Source organism: Flavobacterium nitratireducens, assembly GCF_029625335.1.
Lineage (GTDB): Bacteria > Bacteroidota > Bacteroidia > Flavobacteriales > Flavobacteriaceae > Flavobacterium > Flavobacterium nitratireducens.
Map to the genome: position 1 here is coordinate 534,213 of NZ_CP121111.1, position 18,175 is coordinate 552,387.

12 protein-coding genes and 1 pseudogene are annotated in these 18,175 nt (G+C 32.7%); 6 read left to right on the top strand and 7 right to left on the bottom strand.

The genetic code is table 11. The features are described from left to right. The first annotated feature begins 32 nt into the window (after nucleotides 1-32). The 6 genes and pseudogenes from P5P90_RS02480 (at nucleotide 33) to P5P90_RS02505 (ending at nucleotide 7,808) form a co-directional block, all read left to right on the top strand. Nucleotides 33-560 carry a DUF6155 family protein gene (locus tag P5P90_RS02480; RefSeq protein WP_278035654.1) on the top strand — a complete coding sequence of 176 codons (528 nt, stop codon included), beginning with the start codon at nucleotides 33-35 and terminating at the stop codon, nucleotides 558-560. A gap of 104 nt (nucleotides 561-664) precedes the next feature. Then, nucleotides 665-2,214: pseudogene (locus P5P90_RS02485) on the top strand (DEAD/DEAH box helicase). 41 nt (nucleotides 2,215-2,255) lie between these two features. Further along, on the top strand, nucleotides 2,256-3,602 hold the full coding sequence (locus P5P90_RS02490; RefSeq protein WP_278035655.1) for a DEAD/DEAH box helicase: 1,347 nt from the start codon (nucleotides 2,256-2,258) through the stop codon (nucleotides 3,600-3,602). Nucleotides 3,603-3,659: 57 nt separating this feature from the next. Next, nucleotides 3,660-4,940 carry an NAD(P)/FAD-dependent oxidoreductase gene (locus P5P90_RS02495; protein ID WP_278035656.1) on the top strand — a complete coding sequence of 427 codons (1,281 nt, stop codon included), beginning with the start codon at nucleotides 3,660-3,662 and terminating at the stop codon, nucleotides 4,938-4,940. Between the two features lie 357 nt (nucleotides 4,941-5,297). Continuing rightward, complete coding sequence (locus tag P5P90_RS02500; RefSeq protein WP_278035657.1) at nucleotides 5,298-7,205, top strand: DUF294 nucleotidyltransferase-like domain-containing protein; 1,908 nt, start codon at nucleotides 5,298-5,300, stop codon at nucleotides 7,203-7,205. Between the two features lie 3 nt (nucleotides 7,206-7,208). Then, entirely contained in the window at nucleotides 7,209-7,808 is a 600-nt protein-coding gene (locus P5P90_RS02505; protein WP_278035658.1) for a 3'-5' exonuclease, read from the top strand. Nucleotides 7,809-7,851: 43 nt separating this feature from the next. On the opposite strand, the gene acs is transcribed toward P5P90_RS02505, so the two are convergent. The 7 genes from acs to P5P90_RS02540 all read right to left on the bottom strand — a co-directional run bounded on the left by acs (nucleotide 7,852) and on the right by P5P90_RS02540 (nucleotide 18,082). After that, a complete protein-coding gene (gene acs, locus P5P90_RS02510; RefSeq protein ID WP_278035659.1) occupies nucleotides 7,852-9,759 on the bottom strand; it encodes an acetate--CoA ligase in 1,908 nt (635 codons plus the stop codon). Between the two features lie 265 nt (nucleotides 9,760-10,024). Beyond that, nucleotides 10,025-11,497 carry a ketol-acid reductoisomerase gene (ilvC, locus tag P5P90_RS02515; RefSeq protein ID WP_278035660.1) on the bottom strand — a complete coding sequence of 491 codons (1,473 nt, stop codon included), beginning with the start codon at nucleotides 11,495-11,497 and terminating at the stop codon, nucleotides 10,025-10,027. 15 nt (nucleotides 11,498-11,512) lie between these two features. Further along, nucleotides 11,513-12,043, bottom strand: coding sequence for an acetolactate synthase small subunit (ilvN, locus tag P5P90_RS02520; RefSeq protein WP_278035661.1), 531 nt, complete (start codon nucleotides 12,041-12,043; stop codon nucleotides 11,513-11,515). A gap of 4 nt (nucleotides 12,044-12,047) precedes the next feature. Next, entirely contained in the window at nucleotides 12,048-13,736 is a 1,689-nt protein-coding gene (gene ilvB / locus P5P90_RS02525) for a biosynthetic-type acetolactate synthase large subunit (RefSeq protein WP_278035662.1), read from the bottom strand. Between the two features lie 46 nt (nucleotides 13,737-13,782). Then, nucleotides 13,783-15,459: a dihydroxy-acid dehydratase gene (gene ilvD, locus P5P90_RS02530; RefSeq protein WP_278035663.1), complete on the bottom strand. Its 1,677-nt coding sequence runs from the start codon at nucleotides 15,457-15,459 to the stop codon at nucleotides 13,783-13,785. Between the two features lie 269 nt (nucleotides 15,460-15,728). Next, complete coding sequence (gene leuB / locus P5P90_RS02535; protein WP_278035664.1) at nucleotides 15,729-16,847, bottom strand: 3-isopropylmalate dehydrogenase; 1,119 nt, start codon at nucleotides 16,845-16,847, stop codon at nucleotides 15,729-15,731. A gap of 59 nt (nucleotides 16,848-16,906) precedes the next feature. Continuing rightward, entirely contained in the window at nucleotides 16,907-18,082 is a 1,176-nt protein-coding gene (locus P5P90_RS02540) for a 2-isopropylmalate synthase (RefSeq protein ID WP_278035665.1), read from the bottom strand. Between the last annotated feature and the right edge of the window lie 93 nt (nucleotides 18,083-18,175).

The window sequence follows — 18,175 nt, forward strand, 5'->3', positions numbered from 1 at the left end:
AATTTACATTTGTAATGATAAAATTTTTTGTAATGAGTAAAAGAGATTTAAAGAAATATCTAAGCGAACTGGATAAAGAACAACTTCAAGAACAAATTTTGGAATTGTATGACAAATTCAGTGCAGTCAAAGAATACTATGATTTTGTGTTTAATCCCAAAGAGGACAAACGATTACAAGAAGCTAAGCTTAAAATCTCTAACGAATATTTTCCTATTGCGTCTTCAGGAAAAAAGAAACGTGCTAAATTACGTCGTTCCGTAGCACAGAAACATATTAAGCACTTTATAACATTAGGTGTTGATCCCTACATTATTGTCGATTTGATGTTATTTAGTATTGAAATTGCTCAAGCCTACTCAGCCGAAAACACCATTAATCAAGAAGCATTTTACAAAAGTATGTTCAATTCATTTGAGCAAATGGTACAATTTTCAATTGCAAATGGTGTTATTAGCGAATTTCAAAACCGAATAAATGCAGTGTTTCAAGAAACAATTGAGCAAAAATGGAAAAATAAGAACGATTTTTTACAAATTATAGAGCGAATCGATACATAAAAAGATGTAATTCAAATTATTTCAATTTTGGTTAATATTTTAAATTAAATATAACAATAGAACTGTTTTTTAGACGTATTTTTGCAAAAATTCAACAAAAACAAATGTTCGAAAGTACTTTAGAAATAGAAAAAGAAGAAAAAAAGAACTTTATGCTTACCAGCAGGGAGATATCGATGCAATTTTTGAACGAATCGATAATGGCCCTGAAAAACACCATTTACTGTATCAATTACCTACAGGTGGTGGAAAAACAGTTATATTCTCTGAAATTGTTCGCCGATACCTATCTAAACACAACAAAAAAGTAGTGGTTTTAACACATCGAATTGAATTGTGTAAACAAACTTCTAAGATGTTAAAAGGTTTTGGTGTAAAAAATAAAATCATCAATAGTAAGGTTAAAGATTTACCAGACCAACACGAATATTCTTGTTTTGTGGCAATGGTTGAAACTCTAAAAAACCGAATTAATGACGAAAAATTATTGTTAGACAATATTGGTTTAGTTATTATTGATGAGGCTCATTATAATTCTTTCCGTAAATTATTAAATTCATTTGCAAACGCATTTATATTAGGAGTAACAGCAACTCCTTTAAGCTCCAATATTAAATTACCAATGAATCAAAATTACCATGAATTAATTGTAGGCGATACAATAGGTTCATTGATAGAAAAAGGATTCTTGGCAAAAGCTACGACTTACAGTTATGATGTAGGTTTAACTTCCCTAAAAGTAGGTATAAACGGTGATTATACTGTAAAATCTTCCGATGATTTATACACTAATAGTTTGATGCAGGAAAAATTATTACACGCCTACACAGAACGATCTTTAGGAAAGAAAACCTTAATTTTTAATAATGGTATCAATACCTCTTTATATGTATATGAAACATTTAGAGAGGCAGGATATGCCATTCGACACTTAGACAACACCAGTAGTAACGAAGAAAGAAAAGAAATTTTGCACTGGTTTAAGCATACTAAGGATGCTATTTTAACTTCGGTAGGAATCTTAACCACAGGTTTTGATGAACCAACAGTGGAAACTATCATCTTAAATCGTGCTACAAAATCATTGACTTTGTATTTTCAAATGATTGGTCGTGGTTCCAGAAAATTACCAAATAAAGATGAGTTTACTGTTATCGATTTGGGAAATAACGCAGCTCGTTTTGGATTGTGGAGTGACCCAGTAAACTGGCAACACATTTTTAAATCACCTGAATTTTATTTGGAAAATTTACGTGATGACGCCGAAATCGAAATGTATTTTAAATACACGATGCCACCGGAATTAAGAGCTAAATTTAGCAAAACTGAAGACGTAACTTTTGATGTGGATGAAGAGCATAAATTGGCTATCAAACAAAATTTACGTTCAAAAGTAGTTCTCGATAAATCATTAGATCAGCATGCAACTATGTGTGTGTATAATACCGAAACATTGCAAGAAGCTAAATTATTAGCAAAAGAATTGGATGACGATATTGAGTGCAGAATAAAACGTTATGCAAAATGCTTAAGCCAATGTAGTAAAAATTACCGCGAATGGCTTGTGGAGGATTACAAACAAAAATTAACCTTACTTATTGGGAAAAAGTATCGTGAGAAAATCATGAACGAACCAGATGAAGATGAAGATTAATTTTTAAAACTGTTATTTATATCAATTAGTAAAACAAAATAATGTCTAAAAAATTCTCAGAATTAGGAATTTCACCCGCTTTAGTTCAATCCTTAACTGATTTGAATCTTACAGAGCCAACAGCTATTCAGGAACAAGTAATTCCTTTGCTCTTGGCAAATGAAACTGATCTGGTTGGTTTGGCTAAAACAGGTACGGGAAAAACTGCCGCATTTGGTTTGCCTATTTTACAATTAATAGATGCTTCAAAACCAAATGTTCAAGCTGTAATTCTAGTTCCTACTAGAGAATTAGGACATCAGGTTTTTAAAAATCTAGAAGCGTTTTTAAAATACTCAGACGAAATATCAATTGCAGCAACATGTGGTGGAATTCCAATAAAACGACAAATTGAGCGATTAAGCAAACCCACCCATATTGTAGTGGCTACTCCTGGTCGTTTGATTGATTTGTTGCAAAGAAAAGCCATAAGCCTAAAAGAAACTTCATTTTTAGTGCTGGATGAAGCAGATGAAATGGTTAGTATTCTTAAAGAAAGTTTGGATGAAATTGTGGCTGCACTGCCTAAAAAACACCGAACTTTTTTGTTTTCGGCTACGATGCCTGGCACTATAAAACAGTTGATACAGAATTATTTGCATAAAAATGTTGTGCAAGTAAGTGCCAATATGGAAACTTCTGGAAATCAAAGTATTGATCATCAATATATTATTGTAGATCCAATAGAAAAGCTAGATGTTTTAATGCATTTTTTGAATTCGAGAGAAGGGGAGAGAGGTATTATTTTTTGCAAAACAAAAGCAGCAGTTAATAAACTAGCTAAAAATCTAGCAATCAACCGATTTTCTTCGGGAGCAATTCATGGAAGTTTGACTCAGGGAATTCGTGACCGTATAATGGAACAATTCCGTGAAGGACATATCAAAATTTTAGTCGCTACCGATTTGGCAGCAAGAGGAATAGACGTCAAAGAAATTACGTATGTAGTCAATTATCATTTACCCGATACCTATGAAAATTATGTTCACCGTAGTGGAAGAACGGCTAGAGCAGGAGCAAATGGATTGTCATTGACTATTTTGCAAGCAGAGGAAGAAATTGAAATTGCTGATTTTGAAAGAGAGTTAGGTATTCAATTCAAACCATTTGCAAAACCATCAATTGAAAGTATTGAAGACAACAATACTTTGCTTTGGGCGAAACAAATTTTCAAAACAAAACCTAACCATGAGGTTGATGCTGAATTAAAAAACAAAATCAAAACCATTTTTCATCATTTAACGAAAGAGGAATTGGTTGAAAAAATACTAGCCAACTATTTGTTGCAAAACAAAAGCAAAACAGTAGAAATATCAGTTAAAAAACAAATTACAAAAAATAGAAACTAAAACAGTACGGCATCTTTGGGTCTAATTCAAAAATGTTTTTTTTTTAAATTTAAAACTATGGAAATCGTAATAATCGGAGGCGGTTTTGCTGGAATGAACCTTGCAAAGGAACTATTAAATCAGGACGGAGTTCATGTAACTTTGGTAGATAAAAACAATTATAATTTTTTTCCACCACTTATTTATCAAGTTGCTACGGCTTATTTAGAACCATCAAGTATTAGTTATCCTTTTAGAAAATTCTTTGCTGGCAAAAAGAACCTTCAATTTCGTTTAGGAGAATTAATCGAAGTTGTTCCTGCTGAGAATAAAGTAATTCTAAGCAATGGCGAATTAAATTATGACAAATTGGTTTTTGCAACTGGAGCAGAGACGAGTTATTTTGGAATGGAAAATGTTCGCAAGAATGCTATTCCAATGAAAACGCTTAACGATGCCATCGTAATGCGTAATACCTTGCTTAAAAATTTAGAAAAAGCAGCAATTACAAAAGATATTCGTAAACGAAGAAAATTATTAACCGTAGTTGTCGCTGGAGGTGGACCTACAGGAGTTGAAATTTCTGGAATGTTTGCAGAAATGCGTAAAAGTATTCTTTTAAAGGAATACCCTGAATTAGAAACTACAGCAAGTAATATTTATTTGGTAGATGGTGCGCCTGCATTGTTGACACCTATGAGTAAAGAATCTCAAGAGGATACTTATAAAGCGATTACTGATTTAGGTGTTATTATAAAACTGAACAACAACGTTGTAGATTATGTTGATGATACCGTATATTTCGCAAATGGTGAAACCATTCAAACAAAGAACTTAATTTGGGCGGCAGGAGTTACAGCACGTGAATTTAAAGGACTTCCAACAGAATGTTACGGTCGTGGAAAACGTTTAAAAACAGACGCATACAATAAAATAGAAGGCACTGCAAATATTTATGCCATTGGTGATACTTGTATCCAGTTTAATGATGAAGCTTTCCCACATGGACATCCACAAGTGGCACAAGTAGCTATTCAACAAGGGATTAATTTAGCTAAAAACATTAAAAATGCTATTAATCAAAAACCATTAGTTCCATTCAAATATGTAGATAAAGGTTCGATGGCAATAATAGGAAAAGCTAAGGCTGTGGTGGATTTACCAAAACCTAAAATGCATTTTAAAGGAACTTTTGCTTGGTTAATTTGGTTATTTATTCACTTAATTTCTTTGATTACTTACCGAAATAAAGTTAGAACATTCTACAACTGGATGATTTCGTATTTTGCAAAAGACAATTCATTACGAATGATTATCAGACCTGATAAAAAAATAAAAACGGAAGATGTTGTAAAGTAATAATTTACATTAGATAAAACCGATACAATTTCTGTATCGGTTTTATTATTTCTAAACACATTTTCAACGATTAGTTTTTTGCTCATAAAATAATGTATTAATTTGAACTATAATTTATATTATGTAAAATAGAAAATGTATGAAATTTACACAACTACCGAAGATATATTTAATTATAATGTAATAAATGGAATTATTATCCAATGATATATAAATTGAAATATGGTTTAATAAACATGAAAAAGATATAAAAAAATTAAAGAAAGATAGTTCGAAATTATTAAAGAGATTTACTAAATTATGTAAATATCATAATGGTTTATTTACTAATTTTGAAATGTAATTTATCTATATCAAATGAATTTAATTGCCGAACAAATTGCTGAATTTTTAAAAGAACACGCCCCTTTTAATCAGCTTACTTCTGAAGAATTAGCTGAAATTGCTAGCAATATTCGTGTGGTCAGTTTAGAAAAAAAACAAGTTTTGTTTAAAACTAATGACCCTTTGCACGATAGCTTTTATGTAGTAGCTTCGGGGGTTATTACTATTTCTGTAATTGTTGATGCCGAAGAAAATATCATAGATAAATGCCATGAAGGAAGTATTTTTGGTTTGAGACCGTTTTTTGCTAAAAACAATTATAAAGTAACTGCAAAAGCGAGAGAAGAAAGTTTAGTATATGCTATTCCTATTTCTGTATTCAAACCTTTATTGGCAAATAATGCCGAAGTATTAAATTTTCTTTTGGAGAATTTCGCTAGTAATTTACCCGATGATCGTTCTACTAAAGGCAACATTGTTTCTGATGGGGGATTTTATGCTGAAAAACAATCTGAAGCACAATTTTTTCAAACTTTAACATACAATACAACTCCCCTTTTGGCTACTTCTGACAATACCGCTCAAGAAGTGGCTCAAATGATGGCTGAATCATTAAAAAATAATGTGATTATTTTTGAAAAAAATGGTCCTATCGGCATTGTTACTCATGCTGATTTGGCTTCAAAAATTGCTACAGGAAGATACCCAATCACAATTCCGGTTAGTAATATTATGTCGTCGCCAGTGATTACTGTTCTTGAAAATGTTTCTTTGGCAGAAGCTCAATTATTGATGCTAAAACACAATGTTACGCATTTGTGTGTAACTGTTGATGGTACCGATAAATCAACAATAAAAGGAGTTATTTCTGAACACGATTTAATTGCTGCTCAAGCAAGTAACCCAGGTGTATTAATCAAAGAAATTAAACGTTCGTTATCTTCAAATGAACTAAAAGAAATACGAAAACGTCTAACCAACTTGATTCAATCATCTATTCAAAAAAACATTCCATTAACACATATTACAAATATCGCTAGCGAAATTAATTTTGCAATTTTAAAACGTGCAGTCGAGTTGTCTATATTAGATTTAGGTTCTCCTCCTGCCCGTTATGCATGGATAAGTATTGGTAGTCAAGGAAGAAAAGAACAGCTTTTATTAACTGATCAAGATAGCTTTTTAGTATTTGAAGACGTACCGCAAAACAAATACATTGAAGTCAAAGATTACTTTTTAAAGTTAGGAAAAAAGACAACGACTACTTTAGAAAAAATTGGTTATGAGCCCTGTATTCATGGCCACATGGGTAGTAATATGTTATGGTGTAAATCCTTGAGCGACTGGATTAAACAGTTTAATAATTGGATGAATGCTACAAAAGAAAACACAGAAACACTTAGTGGGGTTTTCTTTGATTACGAACTGATAATTGGCGAACAAAAAATTGAAACAACAATCAATAATTTTGTTTTTGAAAATGCAACTAACAACGCACTCTTTTTTGACTTTCTTGGGAATGAAGCTTTACGAAAAAATTCAGCCCTGAGTTTCTTCAAAAAATTTATTGTTGAAGAAGAAGGAATTCATAAAGATAAATTTGATATTAAAACCAGAGCATTAATGCCACTGATTGATAGTGCTCGTCTTTTAATTTTAAATTATGATATAAAAGGAATTAACAATACCTATATGCGATTCAAGCAATTAGCTATTGCTGATCCTAAACATTCGGAAATATATTTGAACTGTGCAGAAGCCTATTTGTTTTTAACACGAATTAGAACTTTAGAAGGCTTGAAAAATGAAAATTCAGGACAATATATTAATCTAGAAGAGTTGTCTAAAATTGATAGAGAAAAACTAAAAAATGCACTTATTCCAATGAAAGAACTGGAAGAATTAATAAAAGATAAGTTCCAATTGACTCAATTCTCTTAATTTATGCTAGACTGGTTAAAAAATATAAATAAAGAATATCCCGAATTCTGGAAAGAATATTTGACAAAATTCTCCAAAAAATCCAAGCGCTATGTTGTATTATCAACAAAGGCAACCGGTGATTCTATTGAGAAAGATGTAATTACTTTTATTAGTGCATTTGCAGTTGAAAATGATAGTATCATGATTAAGGATAGTTTTGAAACTATTTTATTGCAATATCGTTTTTTACACGACAACCATCTTTCAAACGAATACATTATTGAAAGTAGATTACTTAAATTATCGGAACCCGAAGCCTTAAAATCGTTTGTTGAATATTTGGGTAATGGAATACTTGTGGGACACGATATTCAATCGGATGTAGAGAGAATAAATGCTACTCTTGAACGCATGGATTGTGGTAGATTGCGTAACGAAGCTTTGGATGTTGATATCATGCACAGAAAATTGCATGAAATAACGGAAGATAAAGAATTATCACTTGATGAACTTTCTGATTTTTATAAAATAAAGAAAATAGAAGGCGATTCGGCGACTGAAAACGCCTATAAAATAGCCTTACTTTTTTTAAAATTAAAAAACAAATTGGGTTTAAAATAAAAATAGCTGCTCCAAAAGAGCAGCTTTTTTTTTATAAATTATTTTATTTTCTTTCACTTTGAATTTCTTCAATAATTTCAGGATTTAATAGTGTGGTTGTATCTCCGTAGTCGGCAAAATTGCCCTCAGCAATTTTTCTCAAAATGCGACGCATAATTTTTCCAGAACGCGTTTTGGGTAAACCAGAAACAAATTGAATTTTGTCTAATTTAGCAATTGGACCTACGTGATCCGTAATGTATTGATTAATTTCAATAAATAAATTCTCTTTTTTTCTAACTTCACCTGTTTCTTTTAAAATAACATAACCATACAAAGCATTTCCTTTAACATCATGCGGAAATCCTACCACAGCACTTTCTGCAACGGCTGGATGCTCATTTATTGCATCTTCGATTGGAGCCGTTCCTAAGTTATGTCCAGAAACAATAATAACATCATCTACTCTACCTGTAATTCGGTAATAGCCTACTTCATCACGTAAAGCGCCGTCTCCTGTAAAAAATTTACCAGGATATTTAGAAAAGTAAGTATCTTTATAACGCTGGTGATCATTCCAAATTGTCCTAGCCATACCTGGCCAAGGGAATTTAATACACAAACTACCCACTACTTGGTTACCTTCGATTTCATTTCGCTTTTCATCCATCAAAACAGCTTGAATTCCTGGTAAAGGAAAAGTTGCATAGGTTGGTTTAGTTGGCGTAATAAATGCTAAAGGTGAAATCATTATTCCTCCGGTTTCAGTTTGCCACCAAGTATCAACTACTGGACATCTCTTCCCTCCTACGTGATCATTATACCAGTGCCAAGCTTCTTCATTAATTGGCTCACCAACAGAACCAATAACTTTCAAACTTTTTAAAGGAAATTTTTGAACATATTCTAATTTTTCTTTTGCCAATGCGCGAATGGCTGTTGGTGCCGTGTAAAACTGAGTAACTTTATGTTTTTCAATTACTTGCCAAAAACGACTATAATCAGGATAAGAAGGCACACCTTCATAAATAACTGTTGTTGCTCCATTTAATAATGGTCCGTATAAAATATAAGAATGACCGGTTATCCAACCAATATCGGCAGTACACCAGTGAATATCATTTTCTTCGTAACCAAATACATTTTTAAAAGTATAGGCTGTAAAAACCATATAACCTGCATTAGTATGAACCATCCCCTTTGGATTTCCAGTAGACCCTGAAGTGTACAGAATAAAAAGAGGATCTTCTGCATCCATAATTTCGGCAACACTATTATCAGAAGCTTCATCTAATAATGGTTGTAACCAAATATCTCTTCCTTCTTTCATTTTAACAGTACTGTTTGTTCTTTTAACAACTAAAACAGTACTTACTGATTCACATTTTTCAAGAGCTTCGTCAACAATCTCTTTTAATTCGATTGTTTTATTACCACGATAACCACCATCAGAAGTAATTATCATTTTACTTTCACTATCGTTAATTCTGGTAGCTAAAGCTTTAGAAGAAAATCCAGCAAAAACCACAGAATGTATTGCTCCAATTCGTGCACAAGCTAATATAGAAACTGCCAGTTCAGGAATCATCGGAAGATAGATACAAACTCGATCTCCTTTTTTAATTCCTTGTTCACGCAATACATTAGCCATTTTACACACTCTTTGGTGTAACTCATTATAGGTAATATGTTTTGCTTCTTCTTCTGGATTGTTGGGTTCAAAAATAATGGCTGTTTTATCGCCTCTTTTGTTGAGATGTCTGTCAATACAATTTTTAACAACATTTAATTTAGCACCGGCAAACCATTGAACCTCTGCTTCTGCCATATCAAATTCTACCACTTTATCCCAAGGTTGATACCAAGTGAAATTTTCTTCAGCGATTTTTCCCCAAAATTTTCTAGGTTCACGAATTGACTTATTATAATGTTTGAAATATTGCTCTAGGTTATCGACTTTGTAGTAACTCATTCTCAATTTGTATTTTTTATAAATGTATTAAATCTATCGCTATTCTTTAAAAAAAAATATAGTATTAATCAGTACTATTTAATTAACATAATGAAATAGTTGCCTAACTAATTTGCAAAATAACCAAAATTATAATAAAATTGGTCTAATATTTAAAAAATTTATTTGTTATAATTCTCGTATTTACTCAACAATGTTTAAAAAAATGAAACAAAAAAGGCGAAGTAAAAATTTACTCCGCCTTTTGAATTTAAAAAAATTGTAATTATACAATTTTTTTCATTGCTGTCATAGATTCTCTCAACCAAGCTCCTACTTCTTCAACAGGGTGGTTTCTGATGATATCATTCACATCAATTAATTCTTTATTGTCAACACCGTTGTTTCCGTTATTGAATGGACGTCCAATCAAATTAGATGGTGCATTTTTAACGTAATCAGCGATTAATGGTTTACAAGCGTGGTCAAATAAATAACATCCGTACTCAGCAGTATCAGAAATTACACGGTTCATTTCGAATAATTTCTTTCTTGCAATAGTATTAGCAATAAGTGGCGTTTCATGTAATGACTCATAATAAGCAGACTCTTCGATGATACCAGAATCAGTCATTGCTTCGAAAGCTAATTCAACACCAGCTTTAACCATTGCTACCATTAATACACCATTATCAAAATATTCTTGTTCAGAAATTTCATAATCACCTGCAGGCGTTTTTTCGAAATTAGTTTCTCCTGTAGCCGCTCTCCAAGTCAATAAGTTTTTATCATCATTAGCCCAGTCTTCCATCATTGTTTTAGAGAAGTGACCAGAAATAATATCATCCATATGCTTTTGGAATAATGGACGCATGATATCTTTTAATTCTTCAGAAACATTGAACGCAGCGATTTTAGCTGGATTAGACAATCTATCCATCATATTAGTGATACCTCCGTGTTTCAAAGCTTCAGTGATAGTTTCCCATCCGTATTGGATTAATTTTGAAGCATATCCTGGCTCAATTCCTTCAGCTACCATTTTGTCAAAACACAAGATAGAACCTGTTTGTAATAAACCACAAAGTATTGTTTGCTCTCCCATTAAATCTGATTTTACTTCAGCTACGAAAGAAGAACGTAAAACTCCTGCTCTGTGACCTCCTGTTGCTACCGCATAAGCTTTAGCTTGATCTAAACCTACTCCGTTTGGATCATTTTCAGGGTGAACAGCGATAAGTGTTGGTACACCAAATCCTCTTTTGTACTCTTCACGCACTTCAGAACCTGGACATTTAGGAGCACACATAATAACCGTTAAGTCTTTACGAATTTGCATTCCTTCTTCAACGATATTAAATCCATGAGAGTACGCTAATGTAGCACCTTGTTTCATTAATGGCATAATAGCAGTAACTACAGCTGTATGTTGCTTATCTGGAGTAAGATTACATACTAAATCAGCAGTTGGAATTAATTCTTCATAAGTTCCCACATTAAAACCATTATCTGCAGCGTTCATGAATGAAGCTCTTTTTTGAGCAATAGCTTCAGCACGTAAAGCATAAGAAATATCTAAACCTGAATCTCTCATGTTTAAACCTTGATTTAAACCTTGAGCACCACAACCAACGATAACTACTTTTTTACCTTTTAAAGCTTCGATTCCATTAGCAAATTCAGATTGATCCATGAATTCGCAAACGCCTAATTGTTCTAATTGTAATCTAAGTGGTAATGAATTGAAATAATTTGCCATTTTTTAATATTTAATTTATGATTTTAATTCTTCTAATAATAAACTTGTTACTTCCATTTTTTCTTTGGAAACTGAAATTCTTCCAGAGCGAACAAATTGCATGATTCCAAATGGTTTTAATTTAGCATACATTTCTTCTATTTCTGGACGTCTTCCGAATTTTGATATCACAAAAAAGTCTCTTGATACCGTCACAATTTCAGCATGACTTTCTTTAATGATGTTTTGAATTTGTCTTTCGTCAAATAATAAGTTTGAAGCTATTTTAAACAAAGCACTTTCTAAGAAAATAGTTTCTTCGTCAACATGATAAAAAGCTTTGATAACTTCGATTTGTTTTTCGATTTGACCTACAATATTACGTACCCATTTTTCAGTTGTATCTACAACGATTACAAATCTAGAAACGTTTTCGATTTCTGATTCTGATACATTTAAACTCAATATATTGATGTGACGCTTTAAGAATATAACTGATATTCTGTTTAAAAGGCCAACGTTATTTTCTGTGTAAACAGAAATAGTAAATGTTTTATTTGCTTCCATAATATTAACTTAATCGGATGTCAGAAACCGAAGCTCCTGTTGGAATCATTGGGAATACATTGTTTTCTTTCTCAACCATAACTTCAAGGAAATACGAATCTTTAGAAGCTAACATTTCTGCAATTGCTTCATCTAATTCTTCTCTTTTAGTTACTTTTCGGGCTTTGATATAATATCCTTCTGCAATAGCACAGAAATTTGGATTAATCATTACCGTTGATGCATATCTGTAATCAAAAAACAATTCCTGCCATTGTCTAACCATTCCTAAAAACTCATTGTTTAATACTACAATTTTTACTGGTACCTTAGTTTGATGAATTGTTCCTAATTCTTGAATATTCATTTGGAAACCACCATCACCAATGATCGCTACTACTTCGCGGTCAGGTCTACCCATTTTAGCACCAATTGCGGCTGGCAATGCAAACCCCATTGTTCCTAATCCACCCGAAGTTACATTACTTTTCGTTTGATTGAATTTTGCATAACGACAAGTAAACATTTGGTGCTGACCTACATCAGAAACCATAATAGCATCTCCGTTTGAATGTTTATTGATCATTTCAATAGTTTCACCCATCGAAATTCCTTTTCCATTGGTTGGAGCTAACTCTTCGTTGATTACAGCTTCTAATTCAATTTCGTATTTCTTTTTGAATTCATTGTGCCATTCTTCATGGGAATTTTTCTCAATAAGAGGTAATAATGCTGTCAAAGCCTCTTTTAAATCGGCTAAAACAGCAACATCAGTTTTAACATTTTTGTCAATTTCTGCTGAGTCTATTTCGAAATGTACAACCTTAGCTTGTTTGGCATAAGTAGCTAAATTTCCTGTCACACGGTCATCAAAACGCATTCCTAATGCAATTAAAACATCGCATTCGTTAGTCAAAATATTTGGACCGTAATTACCATGCATTCCAACCATTCCAACATTTAATTCATGATCTGTTGGCAAAGCCGAAAGTCCTAAAATAGTCCAAGCAGCTGGAATACCTGATTTTTCAATTAATGCTTTTAATTCTTCTTCAGCCTTACTTAAAATTACACCCTGACCAAAAACAATCATTGGTTTTTTAGCGTTATTAATCAAATTAGCTGCTTCCTTAACCTTATCTAATTTTAAAACTGGTTTTGGATGGTAACTTCTGATATCAGTGCATTTTTTATAACTAAAATCTAAAGTATCAAATTGAGCATTTTTAGTAATATCTACTAATACTGGACCTGGACGACCAGAACGAGCTATATAAAATGCCTTTGCCATAATCTCAGGGATTTCATCAGCCTCAGTAATTTGATAATTCCATTTCGTTACTGGAGTTGAAATTCCGATAATATCTGTTTCTTGAAATGCATCTGATCCTAATAAATGTTTTCCAACTTGCCCTGTAATACATACCATAGGTGTGGAATCGATTTGAGCATCTGCAATACCTGTAACTAAGTTTGTTGCTCCTGGTCCAGAAGTTGCGATAGCAACCCCTACTTTTCCTGTCGCTCTTGCAAAACCTTGCGCTGCATGAGCTGCACCTTGTTCGTGACGAACCAATACATGGTGCAATTGATCTTGAAATTTATATAATTCGTCATAAACTGGCATAATAGCACCTCCTGGATAACCATAAACCAAATCTACTCCTTCAGCTAATAAGCATCTGATAACTGCTTCTGCTCCTGATATTTTCATTTTTTTATTTTTTTATTTTTTGATAATTTTAGCCAATTAAAATCATCTATTGTTTATCTGTTACACAACCCTTTGAAGCGCTTGAAACAGTTTTAGCGTATTTATATAAAACTCCTTTTGAGGCTTTTAATGGTGGTTGAACCCAATTTGCTTTTCGTTTAGCAAATTCTTCTTCTGAAATTTTTAAATCAATTGTGTTTTTTACGGCATCAATTGTAATTACATCCCCATTTTCAACTAAAGCAATCGCTCCTCCTTCATATGCCTCTGGTGTAACGTGACCAACCACGAAACCATGTGAACCTCCAGAGAATCTACCATCTGTAATTAGAGCAACACTATTTCCTAATCCAGCACCAATAATCGCTGAAGTTGGCTTTAGCATTTCTGGCATCCCTGGACCACCTTTTGGTCCACAATACCTGATGACGACTACATTACCCGGTTTTACCATCCCTTTAGCAATTCCAGGAATCACTTCAAATTCACTTTCAAAAACAACTGCAGTTCCTTCAAAAAATTCACCTTCTTTTCCACTAATTTTTGCCACACAACCTTCTGAAGCTAGATTTCCGTAAAGAACCTGAATGTTTCCCGTAGGTTTCAAAGCCTTATGAATTTCATAAATCACCTCTTGACCATCTTGCAAATCAGGAACAGATTCTAAGTTTTCAGCTAATGTTTTTCCTGTAACAGTTAAACAATCACCGTGAAGATATCCTTCTTTCAATAAATATTTCATAACAGCTGGAACCCCTCCTACTGCATGTAGGTCTTCCATCATGTATTTTCCACTTGGTTTTAAGTCGGCAAGTACTGGTGTTCGATCATTGATTGCTTGAAAATCATCTAATGTAATTTCTACATCAACCGAATGAGCCATTGCTATTAAATGCATTACGGCATTGGTTGAACCACCTAGAACAGCAACTATCGTAATTGCATTTTCAAAAGCCTTACGAGTCATAATATCTCTCGGCTTTATGTCTTTTTCTAATAAAATTCGAATAGCTTTACCAGCAGCTGCACACTCTTGTCTTTTTTCCGGACTTAATGCTGGATTAGATGAACTATAAGGTAAGCTCATCCCTAAAGCTTCAATAGCCGAAGCCATAGTATTAGCAGTATACATTCCTCCACAAGCTCCAGCTCCTGGACAAGAATTTTGAATTACACCTTTAAAATCTTCTGGAGTAATGGTATTGTTTAGTTTTTTACCTAAAGCTTCAAATGCCGAAACAATATTTAAAGATTCACCTTTCCATTTTCCAGAGTGTATCGTTCCTCCATAAACCATAATAGCTGGACGATTTACTCTTCCCATTGCCATTACTGCTCCAGGCATATTTTTATCACATCCAGGAATCGCAATCATACTGTCATACCATTGTGCTCCCATTACTGTTTCTATCGAATCAGCAATAACATCACGAGAAACTAACGAAAAACGCATTCCATCAGTACCATTAGAAATGCCATCACTTACACCAATAGTATTGAATATCAATCCCACTAAGTCGGCATCCCAAACACCTTGCTTAACTTCTTTTGCAAGATCATTCAAATGCATGTTACAAGTGTTACCTTCGTAACCCATACTAACTATACCTACTTGGGCTTTTTTCAAATCCTCTTCGGTCAAACCAATTCCGTATAACATCGCTTGAGCTGCCGGCTGTGTTTGATCTTGTGTGATTGTTTTACTATACTTATTTAATTCCATCTGAACTTTTTAAATTTATTGATCTAAAACCAAAAAAAAACTCCCAAATTATGGGAGTTATTTAATATTTTTTTTCAATTATATTAATAGCGTCCCTTATGCACTTGTTGTTACAACAATGACATTAATGACAGAAACTAAAATAATTGAATTTTTCACTTTTTCTTTTTTGATAACACAAAAGTATAAAAATCTTTATGTTAAAAAAATAAAAAATAAAATTTTAAGAATTTCTTATCAATAATATCAATTTTTTATCATTTTCTTTATTAAACTATTGTTGATTGACCTAAATGCACATTATCATTATTAAAATACATCAGATCGTCTTTATTTAAAATAAAATTAGATACAAATTCTCCTACTTCATTGGTTCCGAATTTTGAATCTGGATTCAAATCGATAGTAACAACATTAAACTCTATAGCTTTCTCTACGCCTTCATAAACTTTTTTTGCTTCTTCAAACAACCCAAAATGTTCTAACAACATTGCTGCTGAAAGAATAGATCCAAACGGATTTGCAATATTTCTACCCTTTGCATGAGGATAAGAACCATGAATTGGCTCAAATAAAACATTGTTTTCTCCTAATGATGTTGAGGCTAAAACACCTATTGAACCTGTAATTACACTTGCTTCATCAGATAAAATATCGCCAAATAAATTACCGGTCAATACAACATCAAATTGTTTTGGATTTGAAATAATTTGCTTTGCTGCATTGTCTGCAAAAAGAAAATCAAGAGATACTTCTGGATATTGTACACTAATTGCTTTAACAACTTTTCTCCATAATCTAGAAGTTTCTAGGACATTAGCCATATCTACCAAGGTTAATTTCTTTCTTCTCTTTTGCGCCGACTGAAATGCTAAATGAGTAATTTTCGTTATTTCATCTTCAGTATATTCACAAAGATCAGATGCAATTGTACCTTCCTCATTTAGTTTTTTCTCACCAAAATAGATTCCAGCTGTTAGTTCTCTAAAAATCACAAAATCGACTCCTTCAACAATTTCTCGTTTAAGAGGAGAAACATCTAATAAACCTTTAAAAGGTTTTAAAGGTCTGATATTAGCAAATAATCCTAATTCTTTTCGAAACTTCAACAAACCTTGCTCAGGACTATTTTTAGTATCACTTTCAGAATCGTATTTTGGATCACCAATAGCACCTAATAAAACAGCATCTGTATTTAAACATAAATTCAGCGTTTGTTCTGGTAATGCTGAACCTGTTTTATCTATAGCGACTGCACCAATAAGAGCATCCTCAAAAATAAAATCATGTTCATAAACTACTCCTACTGCATACAAAGCCTTTTTGGCCTGTAAAATTACTTCAGGACCAATTCCATCTCCAGACAATACAGCTATTTTTAAGTTCATAATCTTATCTTTTAATAATATGCTGTAAAATTAACCATTTACTTAGGATGTTTGAGCTATTATCGTTTAATTAAATCTCCTTCAATTTTAGAAGCTGCAATAATTAAATGGATATCGTCATCTAAAATTTCTTTCTTAACATCAGCAAATTTTAAAAACTCTACATAAACCACATCTAATTGCGTTTTAGTCAACTCATAGCCTACTTTTTTTGCACGATAAGCTAAAGCTGCTCTACCGCTTCTTGCAGTAAGTACTATTGAAGATTCATTAACACCTACATCAGCAGGATCAATGATTTCATAGGTTGCTCTGTTTTTAATTACTCCGTCTTGATGAATACCTGAACTATGAGCAAAAGCATTTGCTCCTACAATAGCTTTATTAGGCTGCACCATCATACCCATACTCTCCGAAACCAAACGGCTCATTTCGTTTAATTGCTTGGTAACAACATCAGTATATAAATTCAAATCTGGATGTTGCTTGAAAATCATTACCACTTCCTCAAGTGCTGTATTTCCAGCTCTTTCACCAATACCATTAATAGTACATTCAATTTGTCTTGCGCCATTTATAGCTCCAGCAATTGAGTTAGCTGTTGCCATTCCTAAATCGTTATGACAGTGACAAGAAATAGTAACATTTTCAATTCCTTTTACATTTTCTTTAAGGTATTTAATTTTCTCACCATATTCTGATGGCAAGCAATAACCTGTAGTATCAGGAATATTAAGTACTGTAGCCCCTGATTTTATAACCTCTTCACATACTTGTGCTAAAAAGGCATTATCCGTTCTACCCGCATCTTCAGCATAAAACTCTACATCTTCTACGTACGACTTTGCGTGCGCAACAGCAGCTTTTGCTCTAGCGATTATATCTTCTCTTGTAGTATTTAATTTGTGAATAATATGTGAATCAGAAGTTCCAATTCCTGTATGAATACGAGGTTTTTTAGCATGTTTTAATGCTTGAGCAGCAACATCGATATCATTTTTTACAGCTCTAGTAAGACCACAAACGGAAGCATTTTTAACAATTTTACTGATTTCAGTAACAGATAAAAAATCACCAGGACTTGAAACAGGAAAACCAGCTTCAATAATATCAACCCCCATATTGTCTAAGCGTTCTGCTATAACAAGTTTTTGTTTGGTATCTAATTTACATCCTGGAACTTGTTCCCCGTCTCGCAAAGTGGTATCAAAAATTTGGACTTTCTCTCTATTCATTTTAATTTATTTAATGTAATTTCACATCTTGATAACAAAAATATATTCTTTACTTTGGATAGAAAATCCAATTTAATTGAATATACTGTTTAT

Bases quoted from the DNA above. Each gene is read 5' to 3' on its own strand.
- ilvC (WP_278035660.1), bottom strand. From the start codon at position 11,497: ATGGCAAATTATTTCAATTCATTACCACTTAGATTACAATTAGAACAA.
- P5P90_RS02505 (WP_278035658.1), top strand. From the start codon at position 7,209: ATGCTAGACTGGTTAAAAAATATAAATAAAGAATATCCCGAATTCTGG.
- leuB (WP_278035664.1), bottom strand. From the start codon at position 16,847: ATGAACTTAAAAATAGCTGTATTGTCTGGAGATGGAATTGGTCCTGAA.
- ilvN (WP_278035661.1), bottom strand. From the start codon at position 12,043: ATGGAAGCAAATAAAACATTTACTATTTCTGTTTACACAGAAAATAAC.
- acs (WP_278035659.1), bottom strand. From the start codon at position 9,759: ATGAGTTACTACAAAGTCGATAACCTAGAGCAATATTTCAAACATTAT.
- P5P90_RS02540 (WP_278035665.1), bottom strand. From the start codon at position 18,082: ATGAATAGAGAGAAAGTCCAAATTTTTGATACCACTTTGCGAGACGGG.
- P5P90_RS02480 (WP_278035654.1), top strand. From the start codon at position 33: ATGAGTAAAAGAGATTTAAAGAAATATCTAAGCGAACTGGATAAAGAA.
- P5P90_RS02495 (WP_278035656.1), top strand. From the start codon at position 3,660: ATGGAAATCGTAATAATCGGAGGCGGTTTTGCTGGAATGAACCTTGCA.
- ilvB (WP_278035662.1), bottom strand. From the start codon at position 13,736: ATGAAAATATCAGGAGCAGAAGCAGTTATCAGATGCTTATTAGCTGAA.
- P5P90_RS02500 (WP_278035657.1), top strand. From the start codon at position 5,298: ATGAATTTAATTGCCGAACAAATTGCTGAATTTTTAAAAGAACACGCC.
- P5P90_RS02490 (WP_278035655.1), top strand. From the start codon at position 2,256: ATGTCTAAAAAATTCTCAGAATTAGGAATTTCACCCGCTTTAGTTCAA.
- ilvD (WP_278035663.1), bottom strand. From the start codon at position 15,459: ATGGAATTAAATAAGTATAGTAAAACAATCACACAAGATCAAACACAG.